Annotated in this window: 13 protein-coding genes and 1 tRNA gene; 9 read left to right on the forward strand and 5 right to left on the reverse strand. The window is 72.1% G+C overall.

Annotated features, from left to right (window positions below; all coding sequences use genetic code 11):
- Nucleotides 1–15 precede the first annotated feature (15 nt).
- The 3 genes from ACIBTV_RS04060 (at nucleotide 16) to ACIBTV_RS04070 (ending at nucleotide 5,288) form a co-directional block, all read left to right on the forward strand.
- Nucleotides 16–2,487, forward strand: coding sequence for an ATP-binding protein (locus ACIBTV_RS04060; RefSeq protein ID WP_396702156.1), 2,472 nt, complete (start codon nucleotides 16–18; stop codon nucleotides 2,485–2,487).
- A gap of 116 nt (nucleotides 2,488–2,603) precedes the next feature.
- On the forward strand, nucleotides 2,604–4,391 hold the full coding sequence (locus ACIBTV_RS04065) for a glycoside hydrolase family 15 protein (protein ID WP_396702157.1): 1,788 nt from the start codon (nucleotides 2,604–2,606) through the stop codon (nucleotides 4,389–4,391).
- 117 nt (nucleotides 4,392–4,508) lie between these two features.
- A complete protein-coding gene (locus tag ACIBTV_RS04070; RefSeq protein ID WP_396702159.1) occupies nucleotides 4,509–5,288 on the forward strand; it encodes an SDR family oxidoreductase in 780 nt (259 codons plus the stop codon).
- A gap of 30 nt (nucleotides 5,289–5,318) precedes the next feature.
- On the opposite strand, the gene ACIBTV_RS04075 is transcribed toward ACIBTV_RS04070, so the two are convergent.
- The 3 genes from ACIBTV_RS04075 to ACIBTV_RS04085 are packed head-to-tail and all read right to left on the reverse strand — an operon-like array spanning nucleotide 5,319 to nucleotide 7,970.
- A complete protein-coding gene (locus ACIBTV_RS04075; protein ID WP_396702161.1) occupies nucleotides 5,319–6,458 on the reverse strand; it encodes a GDSL-type esterase/lipase family protein in 1,140 nt (379 codons plus the stop codon).
- The gene (locus ACIBTV_RS04080; RefSeq protein WP_396702163.1) at nucleotides 6,458–7,036 is read right to left on the reverse strand and encodes a WHG domain-containing protein; all 579 of its coding nucleotides are present in this window, start codon (nucleotides 7,034–7,036) and stop codon (nucleotides 6,458–6,460) included. Before ACIBTV_RS04080 ends, ACIBTV_RS04075 begins: the two co-directional genes overlap by 1 nt.
- Before the next feature lie 52 nt (nucleotides 7,037–7,088).
- Entirely contained in the window at nucleotides 7,089–7,970 is an 882-nt protein-coding gene (locus ACIBTV_RS04085) for a helix-turn-helix transcriptional regulator (RefSeq protein ID WP_396702165.1), read from the reverse strand.
- Between the two features lie 131 nt (nucleotides 7,971–8,101).
- Between ACIBTV_RS04085 and ACIBTV_RS04090 the strand changes: the two genes are divergently transcribed.
- Nucleotides 8,102–9,007, forward strand: coding sequence for an oxidoreductase (locus tag ACIBTV_RS04090; RefSeq protein ID WP_396702167.1), 906 nt, complete (start codon nucleotides 8,102–8,104; stop codon nucleotides 9,005–9,007).
- A 35-nt stretch (nucleotides 9,008–9,042) separates the two neighbouring features.
- On the opposite strand, the gene ACIBTV_RS04095 is transcribed toward ACIBTV_RS04090, so the two are convergent.
- On the reverse strand, nucleotides 9,043–10,452 hold the full coding sequence (locus tag ACIBTV_RS04095; RefSeq protein WP_396702169.1) for an FAD-binding oxidoreductase: 1,410 nt from the start codon (nucleotides 10,450–10,452) through the stop codon (nucleotides 9,043–9,045).
- Between the two features lie 184 nt (nucleotides 10,453–10,636).
- On the opposite strand from ACIBTV_RS04095, the gene ACIBTV_RS04100 reads away from it, so the two are divergent.
- Nucleotides 10,637–12,745 (forward strand): prolyl oligopeptidase family protein, encoded by a 2,109-nt coding sequence (locus ACIBTV_RS04100; protein ID WP_396702171.1) that lies wholly within the window; start codon nucleotides 10,637–10,639, stop codon nucleotides 12,743–12,745.
- Nucleotide 12,746: 1 nt separating this feature from the next.
- On the opposite strand, the gene ACIBTV_RS04105 is transcribed toward ACIBTV_RS04100, so the two are convergent.
- Nucleotides 12,747–13,313 carry a TetR/AcrR family transcriptional regulator gene (locus tag ACIBTV_RS04105; RefSeq protein WP_396702173.1) on the reverse strand — a complete coding sequence of 189 codons (567 nt, stop codon included), beginning with the start codon at nucleotides 13,311–13,313 and terminating at the stop codon, nucleotides 12,747–12,749.
- A 120-nt stretch (nucleotides 13,314–13,433) separates the two neighbouring features.
- Between ACIBTV_RS04105 and ACIBTV_RS04110 the strand changes: the two genes are divergently transcribed.
- The 4 genes from ACIBTV_RS04110 (at nucleotide 13,434) to ACIBTV_RS04125 (ending at nucleotide 19,599) form a co-directional block, all read left to right on the forward strand.
- Nucleotides 13,434–14,342: an SDR family oxidoreductase gene (locus ACIBTV_RS04110; RefSeq protein ID WP_396702175.1), complete on the forward strand. Its 909-nt coding sequence runs from the start codon at nucleotides 13,434–13,436 to the stop codon at nucleotides 14,340–14,342.
- Between the two features lie 165 nt (nucleotides 14,343–14,507).
- Nucleotides 14,508–16,352: a LamG-like jellyroll fold domain-containing protein gene (locus ACIBTV_RS04115; protein WP_396702177.1), complete on the forward strand. Its 1,845-nt coding sequence runs from the start codon at nucleotides 14,508–14,510 to the stop codon at nucleotides 16,350–16,352.
- 383 nt (nucleotides 16,353–16,735) lie between these two features.
- On the forward strand, nucleotides 16,736–19,426 hold the full coding sequence (locus ACIBTV_RS04120) for an RICIN domain-containing protein (protein ID WP_396702179.1): 2,691 nt from the start codon (nucleotides 16,736–16,738) through the stop codon (nucleotides 19,424–19,426).
- Nucleotides 19,427–19,523: 97 nt separating this feature from the next.
- A tRNA-Lys gene (locus ACIBTV_RS04125) sits at nucleotides 19,524–19,599 on the forward strand.
- Nucleotides 19,600–19,960: the final 361 nt, after the last annotated feature.

Raw genomic sequence — 19,960 nt, forward strand, 5'->3', positions numbered from 1 at the left:
TCGCAGCGCCGGCCGGTGGCCGTTCCCCACCCGGGTGATGTGCTCGCCAGGGTGGTCGACGGCGGTGAGAACACGACGCAGGGCGGTGGGGTCTCCGCCGACATCCGCCTGCCACGGCTGCGCGGACCCGTCGAGTTCGTCGGGCGGACCGCGGAGCTGAGCGCGCTGCGCCGCCTCCTCGACGCCCCGCCGTGCCTGATCCTCCTGGAGGGGGAGGCCGGCATCGGCAAGAGCCGGCTCGTCACCCAGCTGCTCGCCGGGATGCCCGGCCACCGCCTGATCGGCGACTGCGACGATGTGCCGGAGCCCTTCCCGCTGGGGGCGCTCCTGGACGCCATCCGGGGAAGCGCCGACCGGCTCGGCCCACTCAACCCGGTGGCCGGCGCGCTCGCGCCGCTGCTGCCGGAACTCGCCGACCGGTTACCCGCCGCGCCGCCCCCGCTGGCCGACCCGGCGGCCGAGCGGCACCGGCTGCTCCGGGCCGCCACCGCCGTGCTGGCCGCGCTCACCCCCACCGTGCTCGTCCTCGAGGACCTGCACTGGGCCGACCCGGTCACCTGCGAGCTGCTCAGCTACCTCGGCACCCACCCCGTCGACGGGCTGTCGGTGCTGCTGACCGCCCGCACCCCGCCACCGGGCGGCAGCACACCGGTCCACGACGCGCTCGCCCGCACCCCACCGTGGGCGGTCACCCGCATGCCGCTCGGCCCACTGGAGGCCGACGACGTCCGCCGGATGGCCGCCCAGACGCTGCGCCTGGACGACCCACCGCCGCAGCTGACCGCCACCCTGCTCGACCGCACCGCCGGCATACCGTTCGTGGTCGAGGAGGTGCTGCGCACCCTCGCCGAGCGCGGCGGGGACCCACTGGCCGACGACAGCGTCCCGTTCCTGCTGCGCGACGTGCTGCTCTGGCGGCTGCGTCCGCTCGACGACGCCGCCCGGGAAGTGCTCGGCGCCGCCGCCGTGCTGGGACTCGCGCCGGACCAGGGCGTCCTCGCGGCGGCGCTCAACCTGGGTCGGACGCCGGTCGCCGCCGCCCTGACCGCGGCGCACCGGGCGGGCCTCATGCACGACACCGGGCAAGGGCTGCGCTTCCGTCACGACCTGGCCCGGCAGGTGGTGTACGACCTGATGCCCCGCGAGACCCGGGAATGGCTGCACCTGCGCATCGCCCGGGTGCTGGAGCACCACCTACCGAAGCCGGTCGCCCAGCTGGCCCACCACTACCGGCTCGCCGGAAGCTGGACCGACTTCGTCCGCAACAGCGAGGCCGCCGCCGACCTGGCCACCGGACGCGGCGACGACGCCACCGCCGCCAGATTCCTGCTCCACACCATGGACGTCCCCGAACTGCCCCGACCGGTGCGGGCCCGGCTCGCCAACAAGCTCGCACGCGCCGCCATCGACGGACTCAGCCAGGCCGACGCGATCCCGGTGCTGGAGCGTCTGCTCGCCGACCGGGGGCTGCCACCCGGCGCCCGGGGCGAGCTGGGCCTGATGCTCGGACGGATGCTGCGTCAACAGGGGGAGGCGCTGCGCGGGTACGCCGAGATCGAGCGCGCCGTGCCCTACCTGCGCGCCCCGCGCCGCCGAGCGCAGGCCCTCGCGGTGCTGGCCGCGCCCGACACCGTCGTCGGGCGACACGTCGACGAGCACCTGGCCCGATGCGCCGAGGCGGAGGCCGCCGCCGCGGCCAGCGGAGACCCGGCGGCCGATCTCGCCGTCCGGATCGCCCGCGCCTCCCTGCTGCTGGAGTTGGGCGACCCGGCGGCCTGGGCGATCATCGCCGAGCTGAGCGCCTCCACCGAACTGGCGGACCGGCCCCGGGAACACGCCCGCGCCTGCCTCAACTGGGCGCAGGGCGCACTGCACGCCGGGCACGTGAGCCAGGCCGCCGCGCTGCTGGCGACCGGTCGGGAACTGGTCGCCGAGACCGCGTACGAGCGGCTGTCCCCCCTCGTCGAGGCGACCGAACTGTCGCTGGACCGGGCGGCTGGACGCTGGGACGGGCTGGCCGATCGGCTCACCCGGCTGGTCGCCGCCGCCGAGCGGATGCCGGTCACCCTGCTCGACGCCCGGGCCGAGCTGGCCACCGTGCTGGCCCGTACCGCCGAGGGCTGCGAGGTGGCGGCGGCCGAGCGCGCGCTGCGCGGCGTGGTCGCCGACGCGCGCCGCGCCGGTGCCATCTGGCCCCTGGTGCAGGCGCTGTCGGCGCTGGCCCGGCTGATGCTTCGCCGACGACCGGACGAGGCGGCCGGGCACGCGGCCGACGCGCTGGCACTGGTGCGGGAGAAGGGGATCTGGGCGTGGGCCGCCGAGGCCGTCGAGGTGCTGACCGAGGCGGCCGTGGCGGCGGGCGAACCCGCACGGGCCGCACCGGCGGTGGCCGAGTTGGCGGCCGGCATCCACGGCCGCGACGCACCCGCCGCCCGTGCCGTCCTGCGCAGGTGCCGGGACCTGATCTCGGATCGACACCCGACCTGACGCCGGGTCGGGCCTGACGAGGCCGGTGGGTCGCGGTGGGGGAGCGCAACGCCGGCGTCCGGCGCGCGGGGAGCACCGAGGCGCGTAGGGAGCACCACGGCGGGTAGGTGCCGGGTGTGGCTGTGATCAGTGACTACGCGCTTCTCGGTGACTGTCAGGGCGCGGCGTTGGTCTCCTCGGACGGGTCCGTGGACTGGTGGTGCCCGCCCCGGTTCGACGCGCCGAGCGTCTTCGCGCGCATGCTCGGCGCCAGCGGCGGCTTCTGGTCGATTCGACCGCACGGGCGGTACACGACCTCCCGTCACTACCTTGACGGGACGATGGTGCTCCGCACGGAGTTCCGTACCGAAAGCGGTGTGTTGCGGTTGACCGACGCCCTCAGTCTCGGCCCCGGTGAACGAGAGCACGGTATCGGCTACACGTCCCCCCATGTCCTGCTGCGGCAGGTGGAGGTCGTCGCCGGAGCGGTTGACGTGGCGGTCGAGCTCGCGGCCCGGCCGGAGTACGGGCTGGTCACTCCCACGGTCGCCCGGACGCCGCTGGGGATGGAGATCTCCGGAGCCGCCGATCGGCTGACCCTGGTCAGTGACCGTGATCTTGCCATCGACGGATCGCTGGTGAGCGGGCGGCTCACCCTCGCCGAGGGCGACAGCGCCGTGTTCGCCCTGCACCACCGCCGGGCCGCGGACCCGCGGACCGTGCCGTTGGACGGGCGGGCCGCGCTGCGGGACACGATCGCCGCCTGGGAGTCCTGGGACCGGATCCACCACGACTACCAGGGGCCCTACCGGGAGCAGGTCCGGCGCAGCGCCCTGGTCCTCCAGGCGATGACCTACCAGCCGACCGGTGCGGTGGTCGCGGCGCCCACCACCTCGCTGCCGGAGGAGGTGGGTGGCGCGGCGAACTGGGACTACCGGTTCGGGTGGCTCCGCGACGGCAGCTCCACCCTCAGGGCGTTGTGGGTGGCCGCCTGTCCCGACGAGGCGCATCGCTTCTTCGACTGGATGGCCGGGTGCGTCGGCTCGATGGGCGCCGGGGGGCACGTGCCGATCATGTTCGGTGTGGGTGGGGAGCGCGACCTGACCGAACACACCCTGGAGCACCTGGAGGGCTACCAGGGCAGCCGACCGGTGCGGATCGGCAACGACGCCTGGCAGCAGAAGCAACTCGACGTCCTCGGCGAGATCCTGGAGTGCGCCTCGGTCCTGCGACAAGAACTCGCGGACCCGTCGCCCGTCGCCGCGAGCCTGCTGCGGTCACTGGCCGACCGGGCGGCCGACACGTGGCGGGAGCCGGACGCCAGCACCTGGGAGGGACGCGAGGGCGAGCGGCACTACCTGACGTCGAAGCTGCTGTGCTGGGTGGCCCTGGACCGGGCCGTCAAGCTGGCGCCGGCCCTGGACGCCGAGGCGCGGGTGCCCCGGTGGTCGCAGGCCAAGGAGCAGATCCGCGAGGCGATCCTCAACGAGGGCTGGAGCCCTTCCCGCCAGGCGTTCACCGGCGCGTTCGGGTCCGACCACCTCGACGCCGGAGCGCTCGTCCTGCCGATCGTCGGGTTCCTCCCCGGCGACGACGACCGGGTCCGGGCCACCGTGGACACCATCCGGCGTGAACTGGGCCGGGACGACCTCGTGCAACGCTGGACGGGCGCGGGGGAGGAGGGTGCCTTCATCATCTGTTCGTACTGGCTGGCCCAGTCGCTGGCCATGACCGGGCGGCTCGACGAGGCCAAGCAGATCTTCGAGCGCGTGACCGCCCGGGCGAACGATCTCGGTCTGCTGTCCGAGGAGATCGATCGCCGCGACGGCAGCCTCATCGGGAACTTCCCGCAGGCGCTCTCCCACATCGGCCTCATCAACGCCGCCTGGACCATCGGCCAGTCCGAGTCGGGCACCACACCGTGAGGCGGACGTGTCGAGACCACTCGAACGTCCGGTTGAGGCGACCGCGCCTGTCCGCTTAGGGCTGCGGCCAGCGGGTACGCCCCCGGCGGAGCGACAGCCACGGAGGGGAGCGTGCTGATGACCGGACGACTGACGGGCCGGACCGCCCTGATCACCGGCTCCGACTCGGGTATCGGGCAGGCCACTGCCATCGAGTTCGGCCGGGAGGGCGCCGACGTCGTGGTGCACTACCTGCACGACCACGCGGGCGCGAACCACACGAAGGCCGAGATCGAGAAGTCCGGCCAGCGGGCTGTCGTGGTGCAGGGCGACATCAGCGTCGAGCACCAGGTGGAGGCGATGTTCGACGAGGCCCTGGGGGAGTTCGACCGGCTGGACATCCTGATGAACGACGCGGGTGTGGACGCGTCCGGCATCCCGGTGGCCGACCTGGACACCGAGACCTGGGACCGGGCCATCCGCACCAACCTGTACGGGATGTTCTTCTGCTGCCGACGGTTCATCCAGCACCGCCGCGACCAGGGCGGACACGGGAAGATCATCAACATCACCTCCATCCACCAGGAGGTGGCCCGGGCCGGCGGCTCCGACTACGACGCCAGTAAGGGCGGCATGCTGGAGTTGGCGAAGAGCATCGCCCTGGAGGTCGCCCCGATGCGGATGAACGTCAACAACATCGGGCCCGGCATGGTGCTCACCCCGTTCAACCAGCAGGCGATCGACGACCCGAAGTACCTGGAGGAGCAGGTGCAGTCGATCCCGTGGAAGCGCGCCGCGCAGCCGGAGGAGATCGCCAAGCTCGCCGTCTTCCTGGCCAGCGACGACGCCGACTACGTCACCGGGTCGACGTATTTCATGGACGGTGGACTGATGCAGAACCAGGGGCAGGGCGCGTAGCCACGGTCCGACCGTCGACGGACCCGGTGGTTATCGGGCGAACGGGCCGGCGCCGGTGAAGGCGTACTCGGCGAAGCGGGCGCCGATGCGCTGGTGGGCCTCGGGGCTCGGGTGCAGGCCGTCGGGCAGGGGCAGCTCGACGGCGTCCGCCGGGCCGGAGAGGGCGGTGCCGTCGAGGTAGTGCAGGTTCTTGTCGGCCGCGCGACGGTCGACCAGCGAGCGCAGTTCACGCCGGATGACCTGGAGCGTCAGGCGTCCCAACGGGACGTCGGCAGGTGTTCCGGTCGCGACGAAACGCACCTGGTCGGTGCCGATCGAGGCGGGGTCGATCGCACCCGGGCCGGGAGTGTCCTCGTGGATGCCGCAGAACAGCGGCGAGATCAGCAGCAGCGGCACGTCCGGGTGGCCGTCGCGGATCGTGTCGAGGAAGCCGTGGACGGCGGGGACGAAGGCACGGAGCCGCATCGCGTCGAGGTTCACGACGTTGATGCCGAGCTTGACGCTGATGTAGTCGGCCGGGGCGTCGCGGATCACGCGGGCCAGGAACGGGTCGACCAGCGCGCTGCCACCCAGGCCGAGATTGCGCAGCTCGACGCCGGCGCGACGGGCGGCGACGGCCGGCCAGATGTCGCTGGGCGCCAGCGCGTTCGAGCCGTGACTGATCGAGCTGCCGTGATGCACCCACAGCGGGGCGCCGGTGTCGTCCGGCTCGACCGGTGCGTCGGCGCGCAGCTCGATCAGTTCGACGCTCTCGTTGTGCGGCAGCCAGACCTCGATGCGGTGCCGGCCCGCGGGCAGACCGGAGACCGTGGTCGTGTGTGCCGGCCCGGGATGGAACGTGGTTTGGCCAGTGGCCAGGTCGATCTCGATCCGGTCGCCGCCGTCGAGCACGTCGCGGACGGTGAGCTCGCCGTCGGCGTACACGTCGATGCGCCCGCGCGGTCGCTCGGCGCCCGCGTAGGCGATCCGGGTCGGGCGGCTCACCAGCTCGATGCTGCTGGCCGCCGTCCGGAACACGAGGCGTACGCCGGAGGGCTGGGCCTCCATCGCGAGCAGTTGCCCGTCCGGGAACTGCTCGCGCACCCAGGCGGGCAGCCGGTGGGGCCGCAGGCCGCGTGAGGTGACCTCGACCTCGGCGACGCCGCGGAGAAGGTCGGGCCGGATGGGCATCAGGGGTTTCCTTCGGTGGGCCAGGATCGGAAGACCGTGTCGAGTGCGTCCAACGCTCGCTGCCAGGAGAGCTCGGTCGGCGGCTCGCGATGCGCGATGCTGCCGCTCGCCTCCAGCGCCAGGAAGCCGTTGATGGTCGCGCCGAGCAGCCGGGTGGCGTGCACCAGCTCGGTCTCCGGCAACCGGTAGCCGCGGAGCATCGCCAGGGTGAGCGCGGCGACCCGCCCGGCCGCCTCCGACTGGACGGTCGACGGCGCGGCCGGGCGTTGCAGGGCGGCCCAGCGGCCGGGGAACTGGCGGGCGTAGTCGCGGTGCGCGTTGGCCAGGGCGATGAGCGCGTCTCGCCCGGAGAGGCCGCCGATGGCGATCGCGATCCGGTCGGCGAGCTCGCCGAGGGCCAGTTCGTGCACGCTGTCGAGCAGGGCGGAGCGATCCCGGACGTGGGAGTAGAGGCTCGCGGTCTGCACCCCGAACCGGCGGGCCAGTGCCGACAGGGTGATCGCGTCGAATCCCTCCCGGTCGGCGAGGTCCGCCGCCGCCGCGATGACTGCCGCCGGGGTCAGGTTCGCTCGTACCATGCCCCGAGCCTACACCCTGTAGCTAGAAACCTAATTACATGTGGTTTGCCGCTCAGGCGCGGCGTTCGATGCCGAGCCCCGAGCGGGTCGCGTGCAACGAGGCCAGCAGCTTCAACCGGTCCGCGTCGGGGCTGCCCGGCTCGGTGGTGAAGACGAGCATCACCGGACCGGGATCGCCGGGAAGCGGATAGGTGTTCCACTCCAGGACGATGTCGCCCACCTCGGGCACCCGGAACGTCTTGGTGCCGCTGACCGACACGCGGACGTCGTGGCGGGCCCACAGCCGCCGGAACTCGGCGCTGCGGATGCTCAGCTCGCCGACGACCGCCGTGGCGCGGGGATGGGTCGGGTCGGTGGCGACGGCGGCGCGCATCATGCCGATGTAGTCCAGGGCCTGCCGCTCCCAGTCCGGGCAGCTCCGCTGCCCGGTCAGCGTGTCGTCGAACAGGAGCAGGAGCATGTTGAGCCGCTCGGGTGGACGGCCCGCCGGGTCACCGAGCAGCGCCTGCGCCAGCGGGTTCCAGTCGAGCAGGTCCAGGTGCCGACCGAGGACGACAGCCGGGGTGTCCATCACCCGCAGCAGCCGGCGGGTGCCCTCCGGCACCCGCTCCGGGCCACGGTCGGGCCGTACGGGCATCGGGCGGCGGGCGGCGCGGGCCAGCGTGAACAGGTGCCGGCGTTCGGCGTCGTCGAGGCCGAACGCGCCCGCGAGCGCGTCCAGGACGTCGTCGGACGGGCGTACCTCCCGGCCCTGCTCCATCCGTTGGTAGTAGTCGGTGCTCAGCCCGGCCAGCAGCGCCAACTCCTCACGCCGCAGCCCGGTCACCTTGCGCCGGCCGCCCGGCTCCAGGCCGACGTCGTGCGGCCGCAGCCGGCTACGCCGGGCGCGAAGGAAGGCGCCGAGCTCGCGGGCGTACGGATGCGGGCTGCTCATGCCGCCAGTGTGCCGCCTCCCCGGACGCGCAGGGTAGGTCCCGCCGACCTAGGCAACCGCGTACCACCGAGCCGGACCGGCTTGCTCCTAGCGTCATCGCTCGACGCGAACCCCGCACCGAGGAGCAGCAGATGACCGGATGGACCACCGACCGCATCCCCGACCAGCGTGGGCGGGTGGCCGTCGTGACCGGCGCCAACTCGGGTCTCGGCCTGGTCACCGCCACCGAGCTGGCCCGCCGTGGCGCCCACGTCGTGCTCGCCGTGCGCAACACCGCCGCCGGCGAGCAGGCCGCCCGCCGCATCGGCGGCGACGTCGAGGTACGCGAGCTGGACCTGGCGCGCCTCGACTCGGTACGCGCCTTCGCCGCGAGGCTGACCGCCGACCACGCGACGATCGACCTGCTCGTCAACAACGCCGGCGTGGTGTTGCTCGGCCCGCGGCGCACCTCGGCCGACGGCTTCGAGCTGCACGTCGCCACCAACATGCTCGGCCACTACGCGCTGACCGGTCTGCTGCTGGGCGCCCTCGGCGCGGCGCGGGAAGCCCGGGTGGTCAGTCTCAGCTCCATCACCCACAAGAACGCGCACCTCGACTTCGACGACCTCATGTTCGAGCGGAACTACCGGGCGGCTGCCGCGTACGGCCGGTCCAAGCTCGCCACGACGGTCTTCGGTGTCGAGCTGGACCGTCGGCTGCGCGCCGCCGGGTCACCGATCGTCAGCACGCTGGCGCACCCCGGTCTCACCCGCAGCAACCTCACGCCACGCGCCTGGGAACACCGCGGCCGGCTCGGGCAGGTCATCGCGCGGCTCGGGCTGGTCGCCACCCAGTCGGTGAAGCAGGGCGCGTTGCCGCAGCTGCGCGCCGCGACCGACCCGGGGGCGCGGGGCGGCCAGTTCTTCGGACCGTCCCGGCTCTGGGAGACCCGGGGCCCGGTCACCGAGGCGCGGCTGAGCCGGGAGGCCGCCGACCCGGCCGTCGGCGGGCGGCTGTGGGCGGCGGCCGAGGAACGCACCGGCATCAGCTACCTCTGAACCGGCGGCGCGGGCGAGGCACCGGGCCGGTCCGCTCATGCGGGGATGATGTTGTGGGTGGTCCGGAAGATGTTCGTCGGGTCGTAGCTGCCCTTGATGGCGACCAGTCGCTGGTACGTCTCCGGCAGGTATGCCTCGGCGACCGCCTCGGGGCTGACGTCGCTGGCGGTCAGGAAGTTCACGAACTTCCGGCCCGTGCTCCACGGCGCGATGGCCTGGAACACGCGGGCCAGGTGAGCCTGAATCGCCTCTGCCTCGTCCGGGCCGCCGATCCCGACGGCGTAGACGCTGAACGTGGCGCCCTGCAGGTCCATGGCGTTGCCGGACGGGGGGCGGCGGTCCAGCGCTCCGCCGAGGCGCCGGAGTTCGACGATGGCCAGCGGGCTGCCCGCGCCGGGACCGGCCTGCGCCACGATCGCGTCGACCAGCTCCGGGGTGAACTCCCGCAGCAGCCCGGACCGGTCCACGACCGGGATCGGGTTCGGCGGGTCGGCGTGGATGGCGCCGACCGCGGTGTACGGCATCTCGGCGACCGAGTCGATCAGTACCGGGGCGATGGCCCGCAGCGGCGCGACGAGGCGCTCCCCCTCCTCGGCGGATCCGACGTAGCTGATCCGGACGTGCACCACCATCCGGCCACGCAGCGGCTCCGGCACCTCGGGAACGGGAGGCAGCTGCAGCAACGCGATCGACGAGTTCATCTCGTCCGGCATGCCGGATGCCCACCGGCCCCACGCGTTGAACACCTCGGTGATTTCGTCGCCGGCGAAGAAGAGGCCGCCGCCGTAGATGTGGCTGACCGGGAAGAGGTTGAACTCCAGCGCGGTCACCACGCCGAAGTTGCCCTTACCGCCCCGCACGGCCCAGAACAGCTCCGGCTCCTCGGTCGCGGTCGCCACCCGCAGCTGACCGTCCGCGGTGATCAGCTCGATCCGGCGTACGTGGTCGGCGGCGAAGCCGAAGGTCCGGCTCATCGGGCCCAGACCGCCACCGAGCGTGTAGCCGACCACCCCGACGGTGGGCGCCGCCCCGTTCAGCGGAGCCAGACCGTGCTTGCCCGCGGCCTCGACGACCTGGTGCCACCGCACACCGGCCTCGACCCGGGCGGTGAGCGCCTCGACGTCGATGGTGACCGCGTCCATGCGTCGGGTGTTGATCAGGACCGCTCCGGCCGAGGGGAACGCGGAGTGACCGGTGGTCAGCACGGCGACCGGCAGCCCCTGCTCGGCCGCGAAGCGGACGGCGGCCTGGACATCGGCGACCTTCGCGGCACCCACCACGAGGGCCGGCCGCTGCGGGACGGCGAGGTTGTACGACGCACACTCGGCGTCATATCCCTCGTCGCCGGGGAGCAGCACCGGCCCGACCGTCTCGGTGGCGAGCCGCAGGGCCGCATCCATGCTGACCGCAGCGCTGTCCTGCGACGAGTGGTGACCGTGGTTCATGAAGAAGGACGCCTTCCGAGAGGATCGGGATGGGAATCGCCTCACACACGAGTCCCGTGCCGACCTGGTTCGGGACCCGACGGGTGCGCCGCCTCACACCGGCGACGGACGCGCCGACGCCGCGCCGAGTCGCCATGCCGACAGCCGGGCGTCGGCGCGCTCCGGGCCTCGGGATAGTGGCGATATGGCGAGGCTGGCGGACGAGGGCGACGACCCGTACCTCTGGTTGGAGGATCTTGATCGTGGGGACGCCGCCGAGTGGGTGCGGGACCGCAACGCGGAGACCGTCGCCGCGCTGACCGGCAGCGACACGTTCGCCGTTCGGCAGGCCGAGATCCGGCAGGTGCTCGACGCCGAGGACCGCATCCCCTGGCCGGGTTGGCGGGGAGACGGATTCTTCTACACCTTCTGGAAGGATGCGGCGCACCCGCGGGGCGTGTGGCGGCGGACGACCCTCGACCAGTACCGCCGGCGCGAGCCGGAGTGGGACGTGCTGATCGACGTGGACGCGCTGGCCGAGGCCGAGGGCGAGAACTGGGTCTGGCAGCACGTCACCGTGCTCCGGCCGACGCACGAGCGGTGCCTGGTCAGCCTGTCCCGCGGCGGCGGCGACGCGGCGGTGGTGCGCGAGTTCGACCTGCGCCGCCGCGTCTTCGTCGAGGACGGTTTCACCCTGCCCGAGGCGAAGAGCTACGTCTGCTGGATCGACGTCGACCACATCTACGTCGCCACCGACTTCGGGCCCGGCTCGATGACCTCCTCCGGCTATGCACGGATCGTCAAGCGGTGGCGGCGCGGCACGCCGCTGGCCGAGGCCGAGATCGTCCACGAGGGGCAGGTCGACGACGTCGCCGTGTGGGCCGGGCGCGATCTGACCCCCGGGTACGAACGCGACTTCGTCGGCCGCCGGCTGGACTTCTACCGCGGCCAGGACTACCTGCTGACGACGGCGGGCGAGAAGATCCGGATCCCGGTACCGGAGGACGCCTACTGGCAGCCACGCCGGGAGTGGCTGCTGATCCGGCCGCGCTCGCCGTGGGAGGTCGCCGGGGTGACCTTCCCGGCGGGTGCCCTGCTGGCGACCCGGTTCGACGTGTTCCTCGCCGGTGAGCGGGAGTTGACGGTGCTGTTCCGGCCCGATGCCCGCACCGCGCTGAACTCCTGTTTGTGGACCCGCCACCACCTGCTCCTGACCACCCTCGTGGACGTGCGGAGCCGGTTGGAGGTGTTGACACCCGACGCGACGGGCTGGCGGCGGGAGCCGTTGGCCGGCGTCGGGGAGTTCGACGACAGCCGGATCGTGGCGACCGACCCGGACCACAGCGACGCGTACCTGCTCGCCGCCGAAGGGTTCCTCCAACCGGCGACGCTGCGGCTCGGGCACGTCGGCGGCCCGGTCGAGACGCTCAAGCGTGAGCCGGAGTTCTTCGACACCGATGGCCGGACGGTGCGCCAGTTCTTCGTCACCTCCGATGACGGCACCCGGGTGCCGTACTTCGTGGTGGGGGATCCCGGCGCGCCGGCCGGGCCGACGCTGCTCACCGGCTACGGCGGGTACGAGCTGTCCCAGACGCCCTACTACAGCGGACTCGTCGGCCGGGGCTGGCTGGCCCGCGGCGGCACCTACGTGGTGGCGAACATCCGCGGCGGCGGGGAGTACGGCCCCGACTGGCACCGCGCGGCGATGCGGGAGAACCGGCCCCGGGCGTACGAGGACTTCGCGGCGGTGGCGGCCGATCTGGTGCGGCGTGGCATCACCACCCCGGGGCAGCTCGGCGTCGAGGGCGGCAGCAACGGCGGGCTGCTGGCGGGTGTGATGCTGACGCGCTATCCGCAGCGGTTCGGGGCGGTCGTCGCCCGCGTTCCCGTGCTGGACATGCGGCGGTACCACCGGCTGCTCGCCGGCGCCTCGTGGATCGCCGAGTTCGGCGACCCGGACCGCGAGGAGGACTGGGCCTACCTGCGCGAGTATTCGCCGTACCACAACGTGCGGGCGGGGGCGGCGCACCCGCCGGTCCTGCTCATCACCTCGACCCGCGACGACCGGGTGCACCCTGGGCACGCCCGGAAGATGGCGGCCCGGCTGCGTGCGCACGGACACGAGGTCGCGTACTACGAGAACGTCGAAGGCGGCCACGGCACGGCGGCCAACAACGAGCAGCGCGCGTTCCTCTGGGCGCTGGTGTGTGAGTTCCTGTGGCGGAGGCTGGCCGGACCGGCGGCCCTGCCACGCCAGGCCGCGCCCGTCGAGGCGGACGAGCCGACGGCGACCGGTCGAGGTGCTGCTTCGTGAGTCAGCCCTGGGCCGACGTGACCGCGCGCAGTTCGGCGGCCACCTCGGCGATCAGGTCGGTGAGCGCGACGTCGCGGCCGGGCGTGACCCAGCGGGTGAATGCCACCCGGAAGACCGTGACGCCCGATTCGGTGGCCAGGGTGGCGGTGGTGTCGCCGACTCCCTTGGCGCGCAGGGTGGCGGCGACCGTGGCCGCCAGCCTGTTCATCTTGCGCAGTTCGCGCTCCTGCAGCTCGGGGCTGGCTTCGATGACGGCCTGGCGCATCCGTACCAGGTCGAGGCGGTCGGCGAAGATCTCTTCCGCCACCTGACGGAAGGCGGTGACGACCGTCTCGAAGGGGTCGGCGTCCGTCTCGGCCACCGCCTTGACCAGCGTCTCCTCCAGCAGGTTGTCGCCGCTGAACAGCGCCTCGCGCTTGTCGCCGAAGATCCGGTAGAAGGTGCGCTTGTCGAGCCCGGCGCGGGCCGCGATGTCGGTGACCGTGGTCTGGTCGAAGCCTCGCTCGTGGAACAGCTCCAGGGCGGCCGCCGCAAGGCGGCCGCGCGCGTCCGGTTGCCAGCGGGCCATGGGCGCAATGGTATCCGATGTCACACGGCGACATCTCTATCGAGCGACCCATGTCGCATGGTGACATGTGGGTGTAGCGTGATGTCGCAAGATGACATCGGTCCTCGGGAAGGAACCACCATGCGGGTATTCGTCACCGGCGCCTCCGGCCACCTCGGCTCGGCGGTCGTGCCGGAACTACTCTCCGCCGGACACCAGGTCGTCGGGCTGGCCCGCTCCGACGCGGCGGCCGCCGCGATCGAGAAGCTCGGCGCCCAGGTGCGCCGCGGCGACCTGTCCGACCTTGACGCGCTGCGGGAGGAGGCGGCCGCCTCCGACGGCGTGATCCACCTGGCGTTCCGCCACGACCTTCTGGTCTCCGGCGACCTGGCCACCGCCGCCGAGGTCGACCTGGCCGCCCTCAGGGCGCTGGCCGACGGCCTCGCCGGCTCCGGTAAGCCGCTGGTCGGCACGAGCGGCACGGCCATGCTCGCCTTGGGCGGTGTCGTCGGCCGCCCCGGCACCGAACGGGACGTGTTCTCGGGCGGCTACCGGGTCGACGCGGAGAACTTCGTCGCCGGCCTCGCCTCGCGCGGGGTGCGCTCCTCGATCGTCCGCCTCACGCCCACCGTGCACAGCTCGCTCGACCGGAACGGCTTCCTCACGATGATCATCGCGGCCGCGCGACGGCACGGCTACGCCGCCTACGTCGGCGAGGGCGCGAACCGGTGGCCGGCCGTGCACACCCTCGACGCCGCCGACCTCTACCGGCTCGCTCTCGAGAAGGCGCCGGCGGGCTCGCGCCTGCACGGGGTCGCCGACGAGGGGGTCCCGTTCGCCGAGATCGCCGCCGCCATCGGCCGCAACCTGGGCATCCCGGTCCGCAGCATCAGCCCGGAGGCGGCGGGCGAATACTTCGGCTTCCTCGCGCCGTTCGCGCAGCTGGACAGCCCGGCGTCGGCCGCGATCACCCGCGACCTGCTCGGCTGGACCCCGACCCGCCCCGGTCTCCTCGCCGACCTGGACGAGGGTCACTACTTCCGGGCCTGAACCACGGACGGCGGCCCGCGACCCTTCCCGGGCCGCCGTCCGCTTCATCGGCTGCCCGGGAGGATTCACGGGGAGTTCGGGCGGCGTTGCCGGGCACCATGATCAACGTTCGTGGTCGGGAGGCGTACTGGGCCCGGAGCATCACCCGACCCGAGGAGTAGTCCCATGCAAGAAGGCCCGAGTCGGCGCCGATTCCTGCAGAGCGCCGGCCTGGTCGGTGCCGGTCTGGTCGGCGCCGGCACCGTCGGGGCCCTCGCCCCCGCGTCGGCCAGCGCGCACGGCGGTGGCGGTCGACCCGACCCCGACCTGCCCCGCTTCACGCTCGCCGTCATCCCGGACACGCAGTACCTCTTCGACGCCGACCGCGGTGACCCGGCGCCGCTGGCGGCGAGTCTGCGGTGGATCATCGACAACCAGGCGGAGCGGAACATCGTCTTCACCGCCCACCTGGGCGACATCGTCGAGAACGCCCGAGCCGACGAACTCGCCGCCGCCGGCAAGGTCTTCGAGACCTTCGACCGTCAGCGAATGCCGTACAGCGTGCTCGCCGGCAACCACGACATCAACTCGTCCACCACCGACCAGCGGGGCCCGAGCCCCTACCTCGACGTGTTCGGGCCGCAGCGGTTCCGGAAGCTGCCGACGTACGGCGGGTCGACCAGGGACGGCTACAACACGTACCACCTCTTCACCGCCGCCGGGCGGCAGTGGCTGCTGCTGGCGCTCGACTGGCGTCCGTCGGACGCCGGCCTCGCCTGGGCGAAGTCTGTCCTGGCCGCGCACCCGCGCACCCCGGTCATCCTCACCACCCACGACATGGTGGACGCGGACGATACCGGGGCGGCGACCCTCTCCGGGCACGGTCAGCGGCTCTGGAACGAACTCGTCGCGGACAGCGACCAGATCTTCCTCACCCTCAACGGGCACTACTGGCCGCCCGGTCGGACCGTGCTGCGCAACAACGCCGGACACGACGTGCACCTGCACATCACCAACTACCAGGACCGCTACTACGGCGGCAGCGCGATGATCCGGCTCTACCAGTTCGACCTGGCACGCAACACGATCGACGTGGAGACCTTCTCGCCGTGGATCCTCGGGCAGCGGCCCGAGCAGCGCAACGTGCTGGAGCAGCGCGAGATGGAGCTGACCGACCCGGTCAACCGCTTCAGCCTCGGGATCGACTTCGCGCAGCGGTTCGCCGGCTTCGCCCCGGTGCCGCCGCGGGCGCCCCGCAACCCGGCCACCATGCTGGTGCCCGGCACCCTCGCCTACTGGCGCTTCGACAACGGACGCGGCGACGGCGTCGCGGTGCCCGACGGTGCCCGGATCGAGGATCTCTCCGGACGCGGCAACCACCTCACCCGGGTCACCCTCGCCGGCAGCGGGCCGGAGGCGCTGCGCTGGTCCGGCGAGCACCACCCCGATCAGCCGGGTCACGCCAGCCTCCGCTTCGACGGAGCCAAGAAGCCGGCGCGCGGCGCGTACCTGCGGACCGTCGACGGCGCCCCGCTCAACGCCGAGACCTTCCGCGACGGGTACACCATCGAGGCGTTCGTCAAGCTGCCCGCCGACGTCCGGTCGAGCAACCACGCCTGGATGAGCATCCTGAGCCGCTTCGGCGCCGGTCGGGACGCGGGCAAGACCGGTGGCGACCCGGCGGAGCCGATCGCCACGCTGAGCCTGTCGGACGGCATGGCGTTGCAGTGGGCCGTCTTTCCGCTCAACCAGAACGACATCTCCAGCAACTGGGGCCACGAGATGCCCGCCGGCGAGTGGTTCCACGTCGCGGTGGTCAACGATGGGAAGACCACCACCCTGTACGTCGACGGCGCCGAACTGCTGCGCAACCCGTCCACTCCGGCGATCGGCCTGGCCACCTCGAACGAGCCGTGGCTGGTCGGGGCTTACCACTACGACCGGATCGTGGAGCAGGGCTTCTACGGCTGGATCGGTGACGTGCGGGTGGTGAACCGTCCGCTGCCGGTGAGCCGGTTCCTGCGGGCCTGACGGTGGGGGAGGCGGGGGGGGGGGGGGGGGGGGGGGCCCCCCCCCCCCCCCCGGCGCGCCGCGGGGGGGGGGCCCCCCCCCCCCCCCCCCCCGGCCGGCGGGGGGGGGGGGGGGGCCCCCCCCCCCCCGGGGCCGGGGGGGGGGGGGGGGGGGCGCGCGGGGGGGGGGGGGGGGGGGGGGGGGGGGGGGGGGGGGGGGGCGGGGGGGGGGGGGGGGGGGGGGGGGGGGGGGGGGGGGGGGGCCGCCCCCCCCCACGCCTGCTGAGCCGATCTTTGTTACCGCTCAGGCACCAGCAATGTTACATCGACGGTTGTATTGGTCACACGTATTACCTACTCTCGGAAAGGGTCCCATGTCGACGGCACGTGAGAGAGGAGCAGTGCGTGAAAACGATCGTCTCCACCGCCCGCACGTCATTGTTGGCGGTCGCGGTGCTCGTCTCCGCCACGCTGCCGGCGGTGACGGCACACCAGACGGCGGCCTCCGCCGCGGTGCAACAGACCTTCTACGTCGCGCCCGGCGGCAGTGACGCCAATCCCGGCACACTCCAGTCGCCGTTCAAGACCCTGCAACGTGCCCGGGACGTCGTCCGCACGGTGAACGCGAACATGACCGGCGACATCAACGTGTACCTGCGCGGCGGGACCTATCCGATCAGCAGCACCGTCGAGTTCGGCGCCGCCGACTCCGGCACGAACGGATACCGGATCACCTACGCCGCGTACGCCAACGAGCGGCCGGTCCTCGACGGCGGAGTGCCGGTGACGGGCTGGACCCAGCACAGCGGCAACATCTGGAAGGCGCCCCTGGACCGCGCCACCAAACTCCGGGCGCTCTACGTCAACGACAAGCGCGCCGCCATGGCGTCGAAGACGATCAGCTCGGCGGGGTGCCACGGGACGTACACCATCACCGCCGGCCAGGCCGACTGGGCCTGGGAGTCCGGGTCGCAGTGCGACGGCGCCAGGTACAACCAGAACGACTTCCCCGCCATCGCGCGCAACCAGGACGACATCGAGATCGAGACGGGCACCACCTGGACCACTGCCATCGTGGGCGTCCGGCAGGTGACCACCGACGGCGGCAGCCGGGTCGCCCTGTTCCAGCAGCCCGGCGCGGCCATCGCTCAGGGGGCCTTCAACGGCAACGCCCAGGTCGGCGGCACCCACAAGCTCATGAACGCGTACGAGTTCCTGGACGCGCCCGGCGAGTTCTACTTCGACAAGGGCAGCAAGACCGTCTACTACTACAAAACCAGCTCCGAGAACATGTCGACGGCGACGGTCCACGCGCCGAACAACGTGACCACCCTGCTGCGCGTCGCCGGCACCTCGACGACCAACCACGCGCGCAACCTGACGTTCTCCGGCCTGACCGTGCAGCACTCCGACTGGAACCTGTTCACCGTCGCCGGCTCGTCCTTCAAGCAGGCGCAGCAGGGCAACCTCGGCGCCCAGGCGTACGCGAAGGCCAACTTCCACGTCTACTACTACCGCAACGTGGACGTCACGCCCGGCATCGTCCAGGTGCAGAACGCCGACGGGATCCTCCTGCAACGCAACCGGATCCAGCACACCGGCGCCGACGGCATCAGCATGGTCAATGACGTGCAGAACACGCAGTTGATCGGGAACCACACCAACGACATCGCCGGCTCCGCCATCGACGTCGGTCATCCCCAGCACGCCTACATCGGCGACGGCACATCGAGCAACCGGGAGAAGTACCTTCCGCAGGTCGAGGGTTTGCCGAAGAACATCGAGATCAAGAACAACTACCTGTACGACAGTGCGGTCCTGTTCAACGGGCACAGCCCCATCTCGGCGTACTTCGTCGACACCCTGACGATCCAGCGCAACCGGATCGAGAAGGCACCCTGGTCGGGCATCACGATGGGCTGGGGCTGGTGGAACTTCGACGGGTCATCGGGCTCGATCGCGCCGAACCGGCCGACCACCACCGCGCGGACCAACACCGTCAGCTACAACCACATCATCGACACGGTGCAGCGGCTCAGCGACACCGCACCCATCTACACGCTCGGCAGCCAGCCCGGGACGACGATCACCAACAACTACCTCCAGGGCGTTCCCGCGGGCCACAAGTACGGGCTGCACCCGGATGAGGGGTCGGCGTTCATCACGTTCCGGGACAACGTGATGAGCATCGACAAGAACGTCACCTGGATGATCAATTCCGACGACTTCGGTCGAAAGCACGACCTGAGCATCACGCAGATCTACGGCCCGATCAACAAGGTCTCGAACAAGAACCTGCCGAACAGCACCATCGGCGACATCATCGTCTCCTCCGACTACGTCTGGCCGGCGACGGCGTACGGCATCGCCGTCAACTCCGGACTGGAGGACGCGTACCGGGACATCATCCCGGCGGGCACCTTCTCCGCGCCGAACTACGTCCTGCCGGCCAGCACGTACGTCACCAGCGCGACCGCCTCCATCCCGATCCGCAGCACCGGCGACGCCACCAGGTCCGTCTGGCTGGCCCCCTCCGGCACCACCACCTTCACCGCCGGCCCGACGATGACCAGGGCGGGCGGCACCGCCACGTCCATCGCCGTGCCGACGGCGCCGGGGGAGTACCGGCTCTACGTCGTCGACGCCCAGGGCAACCGGTCGGCGGAGTCGACCTCACTCGTCCGCCAGCAGAGCGGCGGCGGCCAGCAGGGCGCGCAACTCGTGGGCGGCCAGTCCGGCCGGTGCGTCGAGGTGCCCAACTCCAGCACCACCAACGGCACCCAGGTGCAGCTCTGGGACTGCGGCAGCGGCACCAACCAGCGGTGGACCTCCACCGCCGGCAAGCAACTGACGGTGTACGGCAACAAGTGCCTGGACGCCTCCGGGGCGGGCACCACCAACGGCACCCAGGTCATCATCTGGGACTGCCACGGTGGGCTCAACCAGCAGTGGAACGTCAACGCCAACGGCACCATCACCAACGCCCAGTCGGGGCTCTGCCTCGACGCCAACGGCGCCGCCACCGCCAACGGCACGAAGATCATCCTCTGGTCGTGCAACGGTGGCTTAAACCAGCAGTGGAGCCTGCGGAGCTGACCGACCAACCCCGGTGGCCGGGCCGATCCGGCCCGGTCCCCGGGGCGGCCCGAGCGCCGTCCCGGGGACGTGTTAACGTGCTCGCCGTTGTCAGTGAGCGCCGCTAGCTCAACTGGCAGAGCAGCGGACTCTTAATCCGCGGGTTCGGGGTTCGAGTCCCTGGCGGCGCACCAACGATCAAGGCCCTGACCTGGTGGCTCACACCGGGTCGGGGCCTTTTTCGCGTACGTCCGTGGTGGGTGATCGCTCGGTGGGTGCTCGGGAGCCGTTGGACCGGGTGGGCGCTGCCCGGACTGCACGCGGGTCTCGTGTACGCGCGGCGCGCACCGTCGGTTCGTTCTCGGAGTCGATGGGCCGGACATGTCCGGGGCGTCAGGCGAGAGCTTCCGGGGCCCGCCGCCGCCACCACGCGCCGAAGAGGGGCACCACGTGGTTCTTGATCCCGTCCGTGACGGATCCCGTGGGCGTCGCCCATGAGCGGCCTGACGGCGTGCCGACGCCGGATCAACCGCCCCGGTCACCGGGACTCGGCGA

Source organism: Micromonospora sp. NPDC049366 (genome assembly GCF_044466625.1).
Taxonomy (GTDB): Bacteria; Actinomycetota; Actinomycetes; order Mycobacteriales; family Micromonosporaceae; genus Micromonospora.